We start from the raw sequence: 16,278 nt of genomic DNA, 5'->3' as shown, positions 1-16,278 counted from the left end.
AAGCACTGAGAAAGTCCCCCGGACCTGTCACGGTCCGGGGGACTTCTTATTGTCCGGGTGGCGGCGTTCGGGTGGTCCAGGAACGACGAGGGCCGGGGCGGCCTGTTCGCCGCCCCGGCCCCGCTGCCACTGCTGATCGACGTGGTGCTGCTCAGTTGCTGACCCACCGCATGACCTTGCGGTTCTTCACGACGTAGCGGGCCGGCACCCAGGTCTTGCCGTGCCGGTGCCGCCGGTAGTGCCCCGGCTCGCGAACCCGGACCCGCTCGGTCACCGTCCGCACGGTCTGCCAGCGGTCCGCCGTCCGGCCGTCCTCGGCGGACACGATGACCCGGCGCAGGTGCCAGGTCCGGCATTCCCGCTCGGTCCGGCTGGAGGCGTGACACAGGTACGCCTGACGGGCCTTGAACGGGTTCCCGGTGCCCGGCCACTCCGGGTGCAGAGTGCCGCGCATCGCCTCGTACCAGGTGTAGGCCATCTTGCGGTAGCCGAACTCGTTGGGGTGGTGCGCGTCGTAGATGTCGAGCCCGGCCACGGTGGACTGGTCCACCAGGTGCACTCGCGGGCCCTTCTGCTGGACCACCGCGGGGATCAGGGCGTTGTACGCGCGGTTGGCGGGCGCCTCCGAGGCGACGGCCGTACCGATGATCTTCGCGACGTAGATCTCCGCCTGTGGCGCGCCGGCCCGGACCCGGTCGATCAGGCCGGACAGCTTGCCCGCGGCGGCCACCGGGTCGTCGGACCGGGTGATGTTGTTGGTGCCGGCGTGCAGCAGGACCACGTCCGGCCGGAACGAGGACAGGCTCTGGTCGACGATTCCGGCGATCTGCTCGATCGTCCACCCGCCGTGGCCCTCGTGGTCGAGGTCGCCGCTCGTGCCATCGCTCTCGGATCCGACGAAGTCGGCGGACACCCCCGCGTCATGCAGCCGTCGTTGCAGGTCGGCGCGCCACCCGTTCTTCCCGGGCGAGCCGACCCCGACGGTGATGCTGTCGCCGAGCGGCATGATCCGCAGCGGCCTGTCGAGGGGCGACGCCGCGGCCGGCGTTGCCAGACCGGTGCAGAACAGGAGCCCCGCCAACGAAGAGGCGAACATGCCGAACCGCGAACGCGTCATCTCTGCCCATCCTGGAGTGCCGATGCCATCTCCTGGCTATCGGCGGCCCCGGATGGGCGGCTGACCCGGTCAGCGGGAGTTGCGCCCGGTTCGCAACCAGACGCCGAACTCGACGGCGGTCCGCACCCCGTGCTCCAGGACAGCGGTGCAGATGTCGAAGCCCCCGACCTCGTCCGGGTACTCCGGACGCTGGTGCCAGACGCTCTTGATGGCGAGGATCGCCTGCCGCTCCTCGTCGGTCAGGCGTTCGGCGAGCTCCCGGTGCCACCGGCTGACGTCGGCGTGGTCGTCGTGCAGCCAGATCGACAGATCGACACGCCACTCGCCGACGGTGAGCACGACATGGTGCCGCTCGTCCCGCGGCTTCCCGGTCGGCGACCGGTCACCACGCTCGTCGCGGTAATCGAAACCGGTCAACCCCGGGATCGTCACGGCCCGGCCCAGCAGCGTGACCACATCTGCCGGGCCGAACTCCGGACCGCCGGTGAGCATCACGTCCAGGTCCCGCCACACCATCAGCCCGGACACGAAGCTGCCGGTGGGCGTCACCGGTCCCAGCGGCTCCAGCAGCGCGAGCACCGAGCGCGCCTCCGCCTGCAGATCCTCCGGGCTGGCCATCCTGCTCTCCTCCCCGACCGCGTTCCGACCCCCGTTGACGCACATTGTCGGATGTGACCGGTCCGCGCGGGAAATGACCCCCTAGCGATGCTCGAGGAGGAAGTCGGTGATCACTTTCGCCAGCAGGGTGGGCTGCTCGATCACCATGGCGTGGGACGCGTCGGCCAGCGAGAGGTGACGCAGCTGCGGGATCGACTGGGCCTGCTCGACGAGGAACCGGCGGTGTGCGGCGTACAGCTCGGCGAACGGCTCCTGCTGGGGCAGGTTGCGGGTGGGCAGGACGACGAGCTCGGGGCAGGTGGTGGCCGCGTAGACCGGCGTCAGGTCCAGCTCGTTCATGGCGACCCTCAGCCGGCTGGTGAGCGCGGCCGACGGGCGGATCGACGTCTCGCCGCCGAGGTGGACGAGGTTGCGCCGGAAGCCCTCGACCCACACCTTCTCGTTGGCGCCCATGTCACGGGCCGCCATCTGCTGCCGCTCGACCAGGTCGGGCAGCTGGTCGGCGGGGATCACCTGGCCGGCGGCCGCCTCGACGGCGTCGAAGACCTCGTGCAGCCGGGCCAGCTCGGCGGCGGCCTTCTCCGGGTCGAGGCCGGGCAGGTGCTCGGGTCGGGTGGGCGGCGGGTTGCCGTCGAGGCTGACGATGCCGGGGGACTCGGGGTGCCGCTGGCCCCAGAGCGCGGCGAGCATGCCGCCGAGCGAGTGGCCGACGACGGCGGGCCGCTCCAGCTCGAGCTGGACGCAGACGGCCGCGAGGTCGCCGAGGGCGGCGTCCCAGCTCCAGTCGCCGTCGGCGGAGCGGCCGTGGCCGCGCAGGTCCAGGGTGACGACCCGATGGTGCGGGCGCAGCGCCCGGGCCAGGGTGGTCATGTGGGCCAGGTTGGCGCCGGCGCCGTGCACCAGCAGCAGCGGTGGGTCGTCGCCACCGAAGTCGCGGACGGCGAGCTGCACACTGCCGGCGTCGATAAGACGGTCGTTGATCATGAGGACTCCTCGATGGGCGGGTTGGTGCGGAGCCGGTCGCGGATGGCGGCGACGGGCACGCCACCGTCCGGATGGCGGGGCAGGCGGCCGCGGCGAACGAGATCGTGCACGCCCTGCCGGCTGATGCCGAGCATCGCGCCGGCGGTGGACAGGGACACCGAGGCCGCGTACGGATGACCGACCCGCCGGACCACGATCTGCCCGAGCGGGGTGCGCCACCAGTCGGCCGGTGGTTGGAAGCCTTCGTCGCCGGGATAGAGCGTGCCCATCAGCCGGGCGATCACCTGGACCGCGGCGGTGTCGTCGCCGTGCTGGAGCGTCTCGGCCCACTCGGCGACACGGCGGCGCAGCAGGGTACGTATCGCGTCGGGCGGCCCGGCGTCCTGCAGGAGGATCTCCAGCGGGTCGAGCAGGCGGTTGTCGAGCAGGCGGAGCAGCTGCCCGGCGAGGTCCATACGAGCATCCTGTCCCTACTTGACAGTGAGTGTCAAGCGGTAGGGTCCGTAACGTGAGTCGCCCCCTGACCGAGCCGCACCCGTCCCGGCTCGCGCCGGACCATCCGCGCCGCGCCGAGATCCTCGCCGCCCACACGGCCGCTCTCGATGCGGGCCAGGCCGGCTATCTCGATCCCGAGTCCGGCCTGTTCGTGCTGACCGCGGGCTTTCTGGCGGCCCGGGGGACGTGCTGCTCCCGAGGGTGCCGCCACTGTCCGTACGTGACCGGCCCCTGATCGCCCTCTTCCGTGATCGCCCCGCGCCCAGTACGGTGTGTGCGCCCGCCCCCGGGGAGGATCCCTAGTGCCTACACGTCTGGCCGCTCTCGGCGCCGCCGTGCTGTTCGCCGTCGCCGGTTGCAGCAGCCCGGCCGACGAGTCCGCCACCATCGTGACCCCACCCTCGCCCGCCGAGGATCTGGCCGAGCTGCCCGCGGCGTCGGCCGGTGGCGCGTGCATCCTGTGGGATTACGACTTCATCGAGCAGAATCTCGGTGTCCGGTTCGCGGTCGCCGCCGCCGATCAGGTCGACGACACCTCCACCTGCGTGGTGCAGACGCTGAGCGCGCCCTGGCCGGACCTGGCGCTGTCCGTCGTGGAGACCACGAAGGCGAACGCGACGATCTTCCTCGACACCCGGATGCCGGAGAAGGCGACGAAGCTGACCGGGCTGGGCAAGGCCGGTTATCGCATGAACACCAAGGCGTCCGGCGAGCACGGCCCGACAGTGGAGATCGGCTGGCTCAGTGAGGCCAAACAGCTCCAGACGCTCCGGTTCACCTTCGCGAAGGACGCCACGGCGGCCGACGTGAAGGACATGAACGCGAAGCTCCTGGAGCTGGCGAAAGCTCTGAGCACCACGAACGGCTAGCGCGCCGCCACGAACACCCGGGACGCGACCTCCCGCGGCAGCCGGATCTTGTCACCGGCCGAGCCGTCGATGGTCACCCCGTCACGCTCCTGGGCCACGGTCACCGTCGTGCCCGGATTTATCCCTGCGGCGTGCAACTGGCGCAGCACGTCGGAGTTGGTCTGCACGCTCTCGCAGATCCGCTGGATGACGACACTGCCGCTGAGCCCGGGGAACGCCAGGTTGCGCTCACCGTGCACCAGGATGTCGGAGGTGTCGTCGGGCGCGCCGAGGTGGTCGAGACCCGGGATCGGATTCCCGTACGGCGAGCGGGTCGGCTTGTTGAGCAGCTCGTAGACCCGCTTCTCGACGGCGTCGCTCATCACGTGCTCCCAGCGGCAGGCCTCCTCGTGGGCCTCCTCGTAGGGCATCCCGATGACGTTGACCAGAAGCAGCTCGGCGAGCCGGTGCTTGCGCATGACCGCGACAGCCGACGTACGGCCGAGGTCGGTCAGCACCAGATGACGGTCGCCCTCGACGGTGAGGAGGCCGTCACGCTCCATCCGCGCGACGGTCTGACTGACCGTGGGACCGCTCTGGTGCAGGCGCTCGGCGATCCGGGCGCGGAGTGCGGGCACACCCTCTTCCTCAAGCTCGAGAATGGTGCGCAGGTACATCTCGGTGGTATCGACGAGATCGTTCACGATGCGGCCCTCCCAGCAGCGATAATACCGCGTTGCGCAGGGTTGACCTCCGCCCCGGACAAGTGCCTGACGACCCTACCCGACGGCGGAACACGTGTGCTAACAGCACATCGCCACGACCGGGGGACGTCCGGCGCATGGCAGCATGGCGGGCATGGCGGACGACACGACGGCGGTGGTCTGGGACAGCGCCCTGCTCGACTACGACATGGGCGATCATCCTCTCAATCCGGTGCGGGTCGAGCTGACCATGGCGCTCGCCCGTGACCTGGGCATCCTCGACCGGCCCGGGGTCCAGATGATCACCCCTGGGGAAGCGAGTGAGATCGATCTCACCCGGGTGCACCGCGCGGACTATCTGGAGGCGGTCCGGCTCGCCCCGATCGATCCGTTCTTCCGCGGCTGGGGACTGAACACTCCGGACAATCCCGTTTTCGACGACATGCACCAGGCCTCCGCCCGGATCTGCGGCGCCACCCTGGCCGCTGCCGGAGCGGTGTGGCACGGGGTGGCCCGGCGCGCGGTGAACGTGGCCGGCGGCCTGCACCACGCGATGCCGGCCCGCGCGGCCGGCTTCTGCGTCTACAACGACCCGGCGGTGGCGATCGCCTGGCTGCTGGAGCAGGGCGCGCAGCGGGTGGCGTACATCGACGTCGACGTGCACCACGGCGACGGGGTGCAGACCGTCTTCTACGACGACCCGCGGGTGCTCACGATCAGCCTGCACGAGTCGCCGCTCGCGCTCTTCCCGGGCACCGGCTTCGCCGACGAGATCGGCGGGCCGGGCGCCGAGGGCACCGCCGTCAACGTGCCGCTGCCGCCGGGCACCGGCGATGCCGGCTGGCTGCGGGCCTTCCACGCCGTGGTGCCGTCGGTGGTCCGCGCCTTCGCCCCGGAGATCATCATCAGCCAGTGCGGCGCCGACGCGCACCGGCTCGACCCGCTGGCCGACCTGCGGCTGTCGGTGGACGGTCAGCGCGCCGCCTACATCGCGATGCGCGCGCTCGCCGACGAGGTCTGCGACGGCCGCTGGGTGGCCACCGGCGGCGGAGGATATGCGCTGGTCGAGGTGGTTCCCCGGGCCTGGGCGCACCTGCTCGCGGTGGCCACCGGGGAGCCGCTGGCGCCGGAGACGCGCATCCCGCAGCGGTGGCGCACGCTGGCGGCGGCGCGCCGGCCGGAGGCTACGATTCCGGAGGCGATGACCGACGGGACAGAGCCTCCGATCGAGTCCTGGCCGGGGACGAGCGAGGACCCGGTGGACCGGGCCGTTCTCGCCACCCGGACCGCGGTCTTCCCGTTGCACGGCCTGGACCCCCACGATCCCCGGGATTGACTCATGGAGCGCAGCGCAGACGTTCTCCTCTCCGACGGGACGGCCGTGCACCTGCGCCGGATCCGGCCGGAGGACGCCCCGGCCATCGTGGACTTCCACTCCCGGATGAGCGACCGCACCCGCTATCTGCGCTACTTCTCGCCCTACCCGCGGATCCCGGAGCGTGACCTGCACCGGTTCGTCAACGTCGACCACCGTGACCGTGAGGCGTTCGTGACGATCGCCGACGGCCGGATCACCTCGGTCGGGCGGTATGAGCGGCTCGGCCCGGACTCGCCGGACGCCGAGGTCGCGTTCGTGGTGGAGGACGCGCATCAGGGCCGGGGGATCGGGTCGGTGCTGCTGGAGCATCTCGCCGACGCCGCCCGGGAGAACGGGATCACCCGGTTCGTCGCCGAGGTCCTCCCGGAGAACAACGGGATGCTGCGCGTCTTCGGCGACACCGGCTATCAGGTGCAGCGCCGCTACGCCGACGGTGTGGTCCACCTCAGTTTCCCGATCGAGCCGACCGAGAAGTCGCGGGAGGTGCAGGAGTCCCGCGAGCATCTCACCGAGGCACGGTCGATCGCGCGGTTGCTGGCGCCGCGGGGCATCGCCATCTACGGCGCCAGCGCCACCGGCCACGGGATCGGCGCGCACATGCTCGGCAATCTGCGCGACGGCGGCTACACCGGGCATGTGGTGCCCGTGCATCCCTCCGCTGAACGTGTGGCGGGGCTCACGGCGTACCGCAGCGCTGCCGATGCCGGTGTCCCGATCGACCTGGCCCTGATCGCTGTGCCGGCCGACCGGGTCGCGGAGGCCGGGCGAGATGCGGCCCGCGCCGGGGCGGGCGGTGGGGTGGTGGTCTCGGCGGGCTTCGCCGAGACCGGCCCGGAGGGCGCCGCGCAGCAGCGCGGCCTGGTGGAGGCGGCACGGGCTGCCGGGTTGCGGGTGGTGGGCCCGAGCAGCTTCGGGATCGCCAACACCGACCCGGGGGTACGGCTGAACGCCACCCTCTCGCCACGTCTGCCGATGGCGGGCCGTGTCGGATTCTTCAGCCAGAGCGGCGCGCTCGGGGTCGCCCTGCTGGCCGAGGCCGATCGTCGCGGGCTGGGCCTGTCCAGCTTCGTGTCGGCCGGCAACCGGGCCGACGTCTCCGGCAACGACCTCCTGCAGTATTGGCAGGACGACCCCGGCACCGACGTGGTCCTGCTCTACCTGGAGACCTTCGGCAACCCGCGCAAGTTCGCCCGCCTGGCCCGCCGGATCAGCCGGGTCAAGCCGGTGGTGGCGGTGGCCTCGGCGACCCGCCCGCCCGGCCTCTCCGGCGATGCGCCCAGCCCCGACGCGCATGCGGTGACCGCCCTGTTCGCCCGGTCCGGGGTGATCCGGGTGGACACCGTTCAGGAGCTTTTCGACGTCGGCATGCTGCTGGCGCATCAGCCGCTGCCGGCCGGCCGCCGGGTCGCCGTGGTCGGCAACTCGTCGGCGCTGGCCGCGCTCGCCGTGGTGGCCTGCCGCTCCGCCGGGCTGGTGGTGGCCGACGGCTACCCGCGCGACACCGGCCCGGAGGCGGGCGCCCACGATCTGGCCGACACGCTGGCCGACGCGGCCGTCGACCCGTCGGTGGACGCGCTGGTGGTGGTCTTCGCCCCGCCGATGCCGGGCCGGCACGCCGACGAGGACGCGGATTTCACCGCGGCGCTGGCGAGTGTGGCCCTGGCCGGGGAGAAACCGACGGTCGCGACGATGGTCTTCGGTCAGGCGCCGCCGCGGGTGCCCGCCTATCCCTCGGTCGAGGAGGCGGTCCGCGCGCTGGCCCGGGTGGTGGGTTACGCCGACTGGCTGCGCCGCCCGCCGGGTGTCATGCCGGCTCTGTCCGGTGTGGACCCGGTCGCCGCGGAGGCCGCGGTCGCCGCCGAGTCACCGACCGGGCTGCTCGCCGCCTACGGCGTCCCGGTGCTGCCGTCGACGCTGGCGCACAGTGTGGACGAGGCCGTCGCGGCAGCGGTCGAGCTGGGTTTCCCGGTCGCGCTCAAAGCGGCGGGAGGGGCCTTGCGGCATCGGATCGACCTCGGCGCGGTGCGCCTCGCGGTCTCCGGCGAGCAGGGGGTACGCGAGGCGTACGGTGAGCTGGCCGACGCCTTCGGCCCGGACGTCCTGGTGCAGACCATGGTCGCGCCGGGCGTCGCCTGCACGATCGAGATGGTCGAGGACCCGGCGTTCGGCCCGGTGATCGGTTTCGGCCTCGGTGGCGTCGCCAGTGAGTTGCTCGGCGATCTGGCGTGGCGAGCCGCGCCGCTCACCGACCGGGCCGCCGAGGCGCTCGTCGACGAGCCACGGGCGGCCCCGCTGCTGCACGGTTACCGCGGGTCCACGCCGGTGGACCGGGCCGCCCTGATCGATCTGCTGCTGCGGGTGGGCCGGCTCGCCGACGAGCACCCGCGGGTCCGGTCGCTGACGCTGAACCCGGTGCTGGCCCGCCCGGACGGCTGGTCCGTGCTGCACGCAGCGATCGAGTTCGGCGACCCGGGGGCCCGGCCGGACACCGGCCCCCGGAGGTTGCGGAGCATTTAGGAGGCGTATGCCTCGAGGCGGGACGCCCGCTCCGGGTCACGCAGCTTCAGCATCGTGACCTTCTCGATCTGGCGGATCCGCTCGCGGCTGAGACCGAACTCGCGGCCCACCTCGTCGAGCGTGCGCTGCCGGCCGTCGTCGAGGCCGAAGCGGAGCCGGATCACCGCGGACTCCCGCTCGGAGAGGGTGGCCAGCACGATCTCCACCTCGCTGCGCAGCTCGCCCTGGGTGTGGCCCTCGCCGGGCACGTTCGGGTCGACGGCGGCGACGAAGTCACCGAGGGCGCTCTCGCCGTCCTCACCGACGGCCTGGTCCAGGCTGACCGGCTCCCGGTCGTACGAGATCAGCTCGATGACCTGGAACTCCGGGACGTCCATCGCCTTGGCGATCTCGGCGATGCTGGGCTCGCGGCCGAGCTGGGCGGCCAGGTCGCGCCGGCAGCGGACCATCCGGTTGACCTGCTCGACCATGTGCACCGGGATCCGGATGGTGCGGGCCTGGTCGGCCATGGCGCGGGTGATGGCCTGACGGATCCACCAGGTGGCGTACGTGGAGAACTTGTAGCCCTTGGTGTAGTCGAACTTCTCGACCGCGCGGATCAGGCCGAGGTTGCCCTCCTGGATCAGGTCGAGGAACGCCATGCCCCGGCCCGTGTACCGCTTCGCGATGCTGACGACGAGGCGCAGGTTCGCCTCGAGCAGGTGGTTCTTCGCGGACTTGCCCTCCGCGGCGATGATGCGCAGCAGAGGCGCCAGGTCGGCGGGCGCCGACGGCAGCTTCTCCTCCGCGTAGAGGCCGGCCTCGATGCGCTTGGAGAGCGTCACCTCCTCGACGGCGGTGAGCAGCCGGGTCCGGCCGATGCCGTTGAGGTAGGCGCGAACGAGGTCGGCGGAGACTCCGCGCTCATCCGTGGCGTCCAGGTCGGCCAGCGGCTCGACATCGTCGGTCATGCTGTCCTCAGCCGCCATGGACTCCGACGCCTTCATGTTCAGGACCACTTCGAGTCCCCTCCCCCGAGTAACGTCTCGTGCGTACCAGCCGCATCCGTGCCGGTGTGAGGGCTAGCTTCGTCCGTGGCGCGTTAAGCGGAGGTGAGGCCAGCGTCCAGGTGGCATGAATCGGGGAGAACCCTGACGTCGCCAAACCGACAAACGTGGGTTTCGGTCACCGTGCGTGGAACTTGCCGGAACTCGATAATGTGTTCGGCCCTAGGAGGGGGATCTGCGTGGTCTTCAAGCGAATGATGCAAGCGCTCGGCGTGGGCGGCCCGTCGGTCGACACCGTGCTGACCAATCCGAACACCTACCCGGGCGGGTACCTCGAGGGGCACGTCCACGTGGTCGGTGGTGATCACGCGGTCGACATCGAGTATGTGGCGATCGGCCTGATGACCCGGGTCGAGGTGGAGAGCGGCGACAGCGAGTACCAGTCGAACCAGGAGTTCCACCGCCAGCGCCTGACCGGCTCGTTCAAACTGGAGCCCGGCGTGCGCCACGACGTGCCGTTCCGGTTCGAGGTGCCCTGGCAGACCCCGATCACCGAGGTGTACGGCCAGCACCTGCACGGCATGACGATGGGCCTGGCCACCGAGCTCGAGGTGGCTCGCGCGGTCGACAAGTCGGACCTGGACACGGTGGCCGTGCACCCGCTGCCGGCCCAGGAGCGGATCCTCAACGCGCTGCTGCAGATCGGCTTCCGGTTCAGCAAGGCCGACGTGGAGCAGGGCCGGGTCTACGGGGTGGAGCAGCACCTGCCGTTCTACCAGGAGATCGAGTTCTACCCGCCGCCGCAGTACGCCGGCGGCATCAACCAGCTGGAGCTGACCTTCCTGCCGACCCCGCAGAAGCTGCAGGTGGTGCTGGAGCTGGACAAGCGTGGCGGCGTCTTCACCGAGGGTCACGACGCGTTCGGCAGCTTCGACGTCGACTACGCGAGCGCCGACCAGATCGACTGGGTGTCCCGGCTGGACCAGTGGCTGCGCCAGTCCGCCTCACGCCGGGGCCTGTTCTTCTAGAGCTCCAGCAGGACCGTGCACGGTCCGACGTTCACCGATTCCACCAGCATGTGCGCCCGGAAGCGGCCGGTCTCCACCGTCGCTCCCCGGGCGCGCAGTGCTTTCACGTACTCCTCGATCAGCGGTTCGGCGACCTCGGCCGGCGCGGCCGCGCTCCAGCTGGGGCGGCGGCCCTTGCGCGCGTCGCCGTAGAGGGTGAACTGGCTGATCACCAGCAGCGGCGCGCCCAGGTCGGCGGCCGAGCGGTCGTCCAGCACCCGCAGCTCCCACGTCTTGCGGGCCAGTTCGGCGGCCTTGGCCGGGGTGTCGTCGTGGGTCACGCCGACCAGCACCAGGAGGCCGTCCGTGATCTCGCCGACGATCGTTCCGTCGACGGTCACGGCCGCCCGGTTCACGGTCTGCACCAGGGCTCGCATCAGGTTCCCGTCCGTCCCGGTCCCCGCGCGGGTCGCGGAGCCGGGACGGACGTTATCCGAACGGCTCAGCCGGCCGTGTCGCTGGTGTACTGCTCCGGCGGGGTGCGCAGGGCGCCCGTGGTGGCGTCCCCGGTGGTCGTGTTCGCCACGCCGGGCCCGGTGCGCGCCCGGTTCGGGAAGCTGGCCGGCCCGGCGGTGCCTCCGGTCGTGGTCATGATGCCCTCGGCCGGAGCCGGCCCACCGTTGCGCAGCTCCTCGACATCGGTCTGCGCGTCGAGCGTGCTGGACAGTTCGTCGGATCGTGAGTCGCTCATCGTCCACCCTCCCGTTCGGTCAATGCGATAGATGTCCCCGTTTGCCCGGTGCCGACGGGGCCAAACCCGCGCTGTTGATCGTGAACTCCGTGAATATCGCGTCGTCGAGGTTTAGGGCGGTGCCAGGATTTGCCTGGTCGGAGGGGGTCGTCGAAATGTGAGCTCCGTCAGTGAGCGACCGACGTGCCCCGATCCAGGCGACTTGTCCCTGCGCCGGATCGACCGGACTCAGATGGGAGTTCAACCCATGCCCCTCACCAGCACCGCCACCGGGCGCGGCGCCGACACCTCCCGAGCGACCCGTCCGGCCGGTCAGCCGGCGGCGGCCCGCCCGGCCAAGGGAGGCGACCCGGACGCGAACCGGCGTCAGGCCCGGTCGGTGGCCAAACAGCAGCAGGCGGCGGAGCGGATAGCCGCCGCCACCGCCGAGATCTCCGCACAGAACGCCGAGGCCGCCGAGGCGTCCCGCCAGCTCTCCGAGGCGATGCAGCAGATCGCGGCCGGCGCCGAGCAGGCCTCCGGCGCGACCCAGCAGAGCCTCGCCGCGATGAACCAGATCGAGGAGCAGGTCGGCGGCCAGCAGCAGACCACCCGTCAGGTCGCCGACCTGAGCCAGGCCCTGCAGAACCTGTTGAACGAGACCCGCAACGGGATCAGCAACCTGCTGGCGAACGTGGACAGCGCGTCGACCCGGCAGAGCGCCTCGGTGGCGACCATCACCGAGCTGGAGAAGCAGGCCGACGAGATCGGCGAGATCGTCAAGACGGTCGCGCACATCGCCGACCAGACCAACCTGCTGGCACTGAACGCCGCGATCGAGGCGGCCCGGGCCCGGCAGCACGGCAAGGGCTTCGCGGTCGTCGCCGACGAGGTCCGCACGCTGGCGGAGACCAGTGAGCGCAGCGCCCGGCAGATCCGCGACCTGATCGACGAGGTGCGCAACAGCGTCACCGAGATCGCCGGCGCGGTGCAGACCTCCGCCGAGACCGCCCGCGGCGAGGTGGAGAAGGGCATGACGATCACCTCGCAGCTGGAGACGATCCGCGCCGACATGGGCACGATCATGGCCGGGGCGACCGAGATGGCGGCCGCCGCCGAGCAGGCCAGGAAGGCTGCGGGCAGTGCCAAGCAACGGTCCGAGGAGATCGCCGCGGCGGCCGAGCAGCAGTCCGCGGCCTGCGAGGAGTCGCTGCAGACGGTGGCGCAGCAGACCCAGGCCCTGCGGCAGAGCGAGCAGGCCGCAGAGGCGCTGGCCGAGGTCTCCGAGACACTGCGCAGCAGCACCGACATCGCCAAGAGCGCCGAGGAGGTGGCCTCCGCGGCCGAGGAGCTGTCCGCGGCGGTGGAGGAGATCAACCGGGCCGCCACCCAGATCAACGTGGCGATCAACGAGATCAACACCGGCGCGCGTACGGCCGCCGAGAAGGGCCAGCAGACCGCCGAGGCGGTGAACCAGATCGAGCAGGGCGCCCAGCTCTCGTCCACCCGGGGCGGGGCCGCGGTCGAGCGCGCCGACGTGATCCTGGAGCTGCTGGCCACGAACAAGCAGGCGGTCGACTCGATGATCACCGCGATCGGCACCGCCGCCCGGGAGGGCATCGAGAACGTCCGCAAGGTGACCGAGCTGGAGCAGATCTCCCGCCGGATCGACAAGATCGTGGACGCCATCGCGAACGTGTCGATCCAGACCAACATGCTGGCCGTGAACGGGTCGGTCGAGTCGGCCCGGGCCGGCGAGTTCGGCAAGGGCTTCGCCGTGGTCTCCACCGACATCCGCAACCTGGCCCGCGACTCGGCGGACAACGCCGACCGGATCAAGGACCTGGTCAAGTCGGTGCAGGACCGGATCGTCGAGGTCCGTGCCGACCTGGAGGAGACCAGCCGGCTGTCGCTGGCCGAGGTGGAGTCGGCGAAGGCCACCACCGCCCGGCTCGAGGAGATCGAGCGCGACATGCAGCAGGTCCGCGGCGGCAACGAGGAGGTCCGCGAGTCGGCGCAGGCCATCGCCAGCAACCTGGGCGAGGTCAAGACCGGCCTGGAGCAGATCTCGTCGGCCGCCAACCAGGCCGAGCAACTGGCCGGCCAGGCGTCCACCGCGGCCCGGGAACAGGCCCAGGGCGCCGAGGAGCTCGCGGCCGCGGTCGAGGAGATCGCCGCGCTCGCCGACGAGCTGCAGAACGCCGCCTGACGCCCCGGAAAGGGATCACACGATGGATACCGCCGAGGATCTCGCCCGCGAAGCCGACGAGGAGTTCGACGAGAACAGCGACTTCGTCACGTTCGACATGGCGGGGGAGCGCTACGCCTTCCCGATGCAACGGGTCCAGGAGATCATCCGGATGCCGGCCGTGGTGAAGGTGCCGCTCGGGCCGCCGTCTCTGGAGGGCCTGGCCAACCTGCGCGGCCGGGTCCTGCCGGTGGTCAGCCTGCGGACGTGCTGCACGATGGAGCAGACCGAACACGACGAGACCACCCGGGTGATCGTGGTGGACGGCGGAGTGCCGCTCGGCTTCGTCGTCGACCGGGTGTCCAGCGTGATCAGCATCGATCCGCAGCAGGTCGAGCCGGCCGAGTCGGTGCAGTCGACGGTCAACTCGGACGTGCTGGTCGGGGTGATCAAGTCCGGCGAGGGCGAGATGACCACCGTGCTGGACGTGGACCGGCTGATCGGCAGCCAGTTCACCCGGCTCGCCTCGCAGAAGGCCGGCGGGCGCGACAACTCGGCGGTGGCCCGGGTCTCCGAGGAGAGCGACGCCGACGCGGATCTCGACGACACCCTGGAGCTGGTCAGCTTCGCCGTCGAGGGCCAGGAGTACGCCCTCCCGATCGACCAGGTGCAGGAGATCGTGCAGGCCCCCGAGTCGGTGAGCCACGTGCCGAACGCGGGCAGCCGGGTGCTCGGCGTGATCGACCTGCGCGGCCGGCTGCTGCCGGTGGTGAGCATGCGCCGGGTCTTCGGGCTGCCGGTGACGCCGCTGGAGCCGCAGAACCGGATCGTGGTGGTCTCCATCGACGGTGGCGTGGTCGGCGTGGTGATGGACACCGTGCGCGAGGTGCTGCGGGTGCCGCACCAGCTGGTCGCCCCCTTGCCCAGTGTGGTGGCCGGGGAGGGCCGCAAGACCGAGGTGGAGTCGGTGTGCCGGCTCGAGGACGGCAAGCGGCTGGTCTCGGTGCTGAGCGTGAACCGGATGTTCGACTCGCCGGAGGTACGCAACGAGATCGCCGACTACCGGCAGGAGGACGAGCGCGACATGGTCGACGAACGCAGCGACGCGGCCGACGACGGGCGCGGCGACGAGGAGCTGTTCGTGGTGTTCCGCCTCGACGACGAGGAGTACGCCGTCGACGTCGACGCGGTGCAGGAGATCATCCGGGTGCCGGAGTCGCTGATCCGGGTGCCGAAGTCGTACGACTTCGTGGAGGGCCTCGTGAACCTGCGCGGGACGGTGCTGCCGGTGGTGGACCTGCGGACCCGGCTCGGGCTGCCCCGTACCGAGCGCGACGAGCGGCAGCGGATCGTGGTGCTGATCATCGGCGGGGTACGGACCGGGTTCATCGTGGACTCGGTGGCCGAGGTGGCCCGGGTCGGCCGCAACGTGCTGGAGCCGGCGCCGGAGCTCTCCGCCGAGCAGGCCCGGGTGGTGTCCCGGGTGGCGAACCTGCCCGAGCAGCAGCGGATGCTCCTGCTCGTCCAGGTCGACCAGCTGCTCGCGGCGGGCCAGGCGGATCAGGTCACGGAGCTCTGTGTGACGGTGCCCGACGAAGTGCTCGTCGGGGTCTGATCGGAGTCTTGCCGGTGCCTACGTCCGTACTCGTGGTCGACGACTCGGCGCTGATGCGGCGCGCGCTCAAGGGGATCCTCACCGATGCCGGTGACTTCGAGGTGCACACCGCCCGCAACGGGGTGGACGCGCTGGAGCAGCTCGGTCGCCTCCAACCCGACGTGGTGACCCTGGACATCAACATGCCGGAGATGGACGGGCTCACCTGCCTCGCCCGGATCATGGAGGAGCAGCCCACCCCGGTCGTCATGGTCTCCTCGCTGACCGAGCACAACGCCCTGGTCACGCTGGAGGCGCTGGAGCTCGGCGCGGTGGACTACGTGCCCAAGCCCGGCGGCACCGTGTCGCTGAACATCGACGAGGTCTCGGCCGACCTGATCAACAAGGTGCGCAACGCGTCGGCGGCGAAGATCAAGCGGGCCGGCGGGCTGAGCGCCCGGATCAAGGCGCACAGCAAGCGGGTCGCCGCCACGCCGCCCAGGCGGGAGATCGGCGCGGTCGGCGCGGTGGACCTGGTCCTGATCGGCTCGTCGACCGGTGGCCCGGCGCTGCTGTCCGACCTGCTCCCGCAGTTGCCGGGCACCCTCGGCGCGCCGGTGGTGGTGGCCCAGCACATCCCGGCCTCGTTCACCGGGGCGCTGGCCCGCCGGCTGGACGAGATCTGCGCGCTGCGGGTGCACGAGGTCGACCGGATCATGACGGTGCAGCGCGGGAACATCTACATCGGACGGGGCAACGCCGACGTGGTGGTCGCTCGCCGTACCGATGGGCTGATCGTCAAGAGCGTGCCGGCCACGCCCGAGTATCGCTGGCATCCGAGCGTGGACCGGCTGGTCGCCTCGGCGCGCCGGTACATCGACCCGGAACGGCTGGTGTGCGCGCTGCTCACCGGCATGGGTGACGACGGCGCCAAGGAGATGACAGCGGTCAAGGAGGGCGGCGGCCGGACCATCGCCGAGGCCGAGGAGACCGCCGTGGTGTGGGGCATGCCGGGGGAGCTCGCCCGTCGCGGCGGGGCCTCCGTCGTGCTGCCGGCGTACGAGATCGCCGAGAAGCTGGCCGACTGGGTCCGCTGAGCGCTGAGGAGGAGG

16 protein-coding genes are annotated in these 16,278 nt (G+C 71.2%); 8 read left to right on the top strand and 8 right to left on the bottom strand.

Features of this window, described 5'->3' with window-relative positions:
* Positions 1–151: 151 nt before the first annotated feature.
* From BM290_RS33000 to BM290_RS32985, 4 genes are all read right to left on the bottom strand, one after another.
* Positions 152–1,117 (bottom strand): SGNH/GDSL hydrolase family protein, encoded by a 966-nt coding sequence (locus BM290_RS33000; protein WP_093619838.1) that lies wholly within the window; start codon positions 1,115–1,117, stop codon positions 152–154.
* Positions 1,118–1,186: 69 nt separating this feature from the next.
* Complete coding sequence (locus BM290_RS32995; RefSeq protein ID WP_093619837.1) at positions 1,187–1,735, bottom strand: hypothetical protein; 549 nt, start codon at positions 1,733–1,735, stop codon at positions 1,187–1,189.
* An 81-nt stretch (positions 1,736–1,816) separates the two neighbouring features.
* Positions 1,817–2,719 (bottom strand): alpha/beta fold hydrolase, encoded by a 903-nt coding sequence (locus BM290_RS32990; RefSeq protein ID WP_093619836.1) that lies wholly within the window; start codon positions 2,717–2,719, stop codon positions 1,817–1,819.
* Complete coding sequence (locus BM290_RS32985) at positions 2,716–3,174, bottom strand: MerR family transcriptional regulator (protein WP_093619835.1); 459 nt, start codon at positions 3,172–3,174, stop codon at positions 2,716–2,718. Before BM290_RS32985 ends, BM290_RS32990 begins: the two co-directional genes overlap by 4 nt.
* Positions 3,175–3,227: 53 nt before the next feature.
* Between BM290_RS32985 and BM290_RS32980 the strand changes: the two genes are divergently transcribed.
* Both BM290_RS32980 and BM290_RS32975 read left to right on the top strand, forming a co-directional pair.
* Complete coding sequence (locus BM290_RS32980) at positions 3,228–3,449, top strand: C1orf53 family protein (RefSeq protein ID WP_093619834.1); 222 nt, start codon at positions 3,228–3,230, stop codon at positions 3,447–3,449.
* Positions 3,450–3,516: 67 nt separating this feature from the next.
* Positions 3,517–4,083 carry a hypothetical protein gene (locus BM290_RS32975; protein WP_093619833.1) on the top strand — a complete coding sequence of 189 codons (567 nt, stop codon included), beginning with the start codon at positions 3,517–3,519 and terminating at the stop codon, positions 4,081–4,083.
* Here the strand turns inward: BM290_RS32975 and BM290_RS32970 are convergent.
* A complete protein-coding gene (locus BM290_RS32970; protein ID WP_093619832.1) occupies positions 4,080–4,769 on the bottom strand; it encodes an iron-dependent transcriptional repressor DtxR in 690 nt (229 codons plus the stop codon). The genes BM290_RS32975 and BM290_RS32970 overlap by 4 nt on opposite strands.
* Positions 4,770–4,920: 151 nt before the next feature.
* Here BM290_RS32970 and BM290_RS32965 point away from each other — a divergent pair, with 151 nt between their 5' ends.
* On the top strand, positions 4,921–6,102 hold the full coding sequence (locus BM290_RS32965) for an acetoin utilization protein AcuC (protein WP_093619980.1): 1,182 nt from the start codon (positions 4,921–4,923) through the stop codon (positions 6,100–6,102).
* Positions 6,103–6,105: 3 nt separating this feature from the next.
* The gene (locus BM290_RS32960; RefSeq protein ID WP_093619831.1) at positions 6,106–8,661 is read left to right on the top strand and encodes a bifunctional acetate--CoA ligase family protein/GNAT family N-acetyltransferase; all 2,556 of its coding nucleotides are present in this window, start codon (positions 6,106–6,108) and stop codon (positions 8,659–8,661) included.
* Here the strand turns inward: BM290_RS32960 and sigB are convergent.
* A complete protein-coding gene (gene sigB / locus BM290_RS32955) occupies positions 8,658–9,611 on the bottom strand; it encodes an RNA polymerase sigma factor SigB (RefSeq protein ID WP_239143833.1) in 954 nt (317 codons plus the stop codon). The two genes, BM290_RS32960 and sigB, sit on opposite strands and share 4 nt — an antisense overlap.
* A 275-nt stretch (positions 9,612–9,886) precedes the next feature.
* Here sigB and BM290_RS32950 point away from each other — a divergent pair, with 275 nt between their 5' ends.
* Positions 9,887–10,675: a sporulation protein gene (locus BM290_RS32950; protein ID WP_093619830.1), complete on the top strand. Its 789-nt coding sequence runs from the start codon at positions 9,887–9,889 to the stop codon at positions 10,673–10,675.
* Here BM290_RS32950 and dtd read toward each other — a convergent pair.
* Positions 10,672–11,091 carry a D-aminoacyl-tRNA deacylase gene (dtd, locus tag BM290_RS32945; protein WP_093619829.1) on the bottom strand — a complete coding sequence of 140 codons (420 nt, stop codon included), beginning with the start codon at positions 11,089–11,091 and terminating at the stop codon, positions 10,672–10,674. The genes BM290_RS32950 and dtd overlap by 4 nt on opposite strands.
* Before the next feature lie 65 nt (positions 11,092–11,156).
* Complete coding sequence (locus tag BM290_RS32940) at positions 11,157–11,405, bottom strand: hypothetical protein (RefSeq protein ID WP_177319995.1); 249 nt, start codon at positions 11,403–11,405, stop codon at positions 11,157–11,159.
* A 247-nt stretch (positions 11,406–11,652) separates the two neighbouring features.
* Here BM290_RS32940 and BM290_RS32935 point away from each other — a divergent pair, with 247 nt between their 5' ends.
* Genes BM290_RS32935 through cheB form a run of 3 tightly spaced genes read left to right on the top strand, consistent with a single transcriptional unit; the run spans position 11,653 to position 16,263 of the window.
* A complete protein-coding gene (locus BM290_RS32935; protein WP_093619828.1) occupies positions 11,653–13,593 on the top strand; it encodes a methyl-accepting chemotaxis protein in 1,941 nt (646 codons plus the stop codon).
* A gap of 22 nt (positions 13,594–13,615) precedes the next feature.
* Positions 13,616–15,187 carry a chemotaxis protein CheW gene (locus tag BM290_RS32930; protein WP_093619827.1) on the top strand — a complete coding sequence of 524 codons (1,572 nt, stop codon included), beginning with the start codon at positions 13,616–13,618 and terminating at the stop codon, positions 15,185–15,187.
* Between the two features lie 14 nt (positions 15,188–15,201).
* Positions 15,202–16,263: a chemotaxis-specific protein-glutamate methyltransferase CheB gene (cheB, locus tag BM290_RS32925; RefSeq protein WP_093619978.1), complete on the top strand. Its 1,062-nt coding sequence runs from the start codon at positions 15,202–15,204 to the stop codon at positions 16,261–16,263.
* The last annotated feature ends 15 nt before the right edge of the window (positions 16,264–16,278 follow it).

The sequence above is a fragment of the Actinoplanes philippinensis genome (assembly GCF_900113015.1).
GTDB classification, from domain to species: domain Bacteria; phylum Actinomycetota; class Actinomycetes; order Mycobacteriales; family Micromonosporaceae; genus Actinoplanes; species Actinoplanes philippinensis.
Note: the sequence above shows the minus strand (reverse complement) of the source record. Positions and strands in the feature narration are given on the sequence as shown.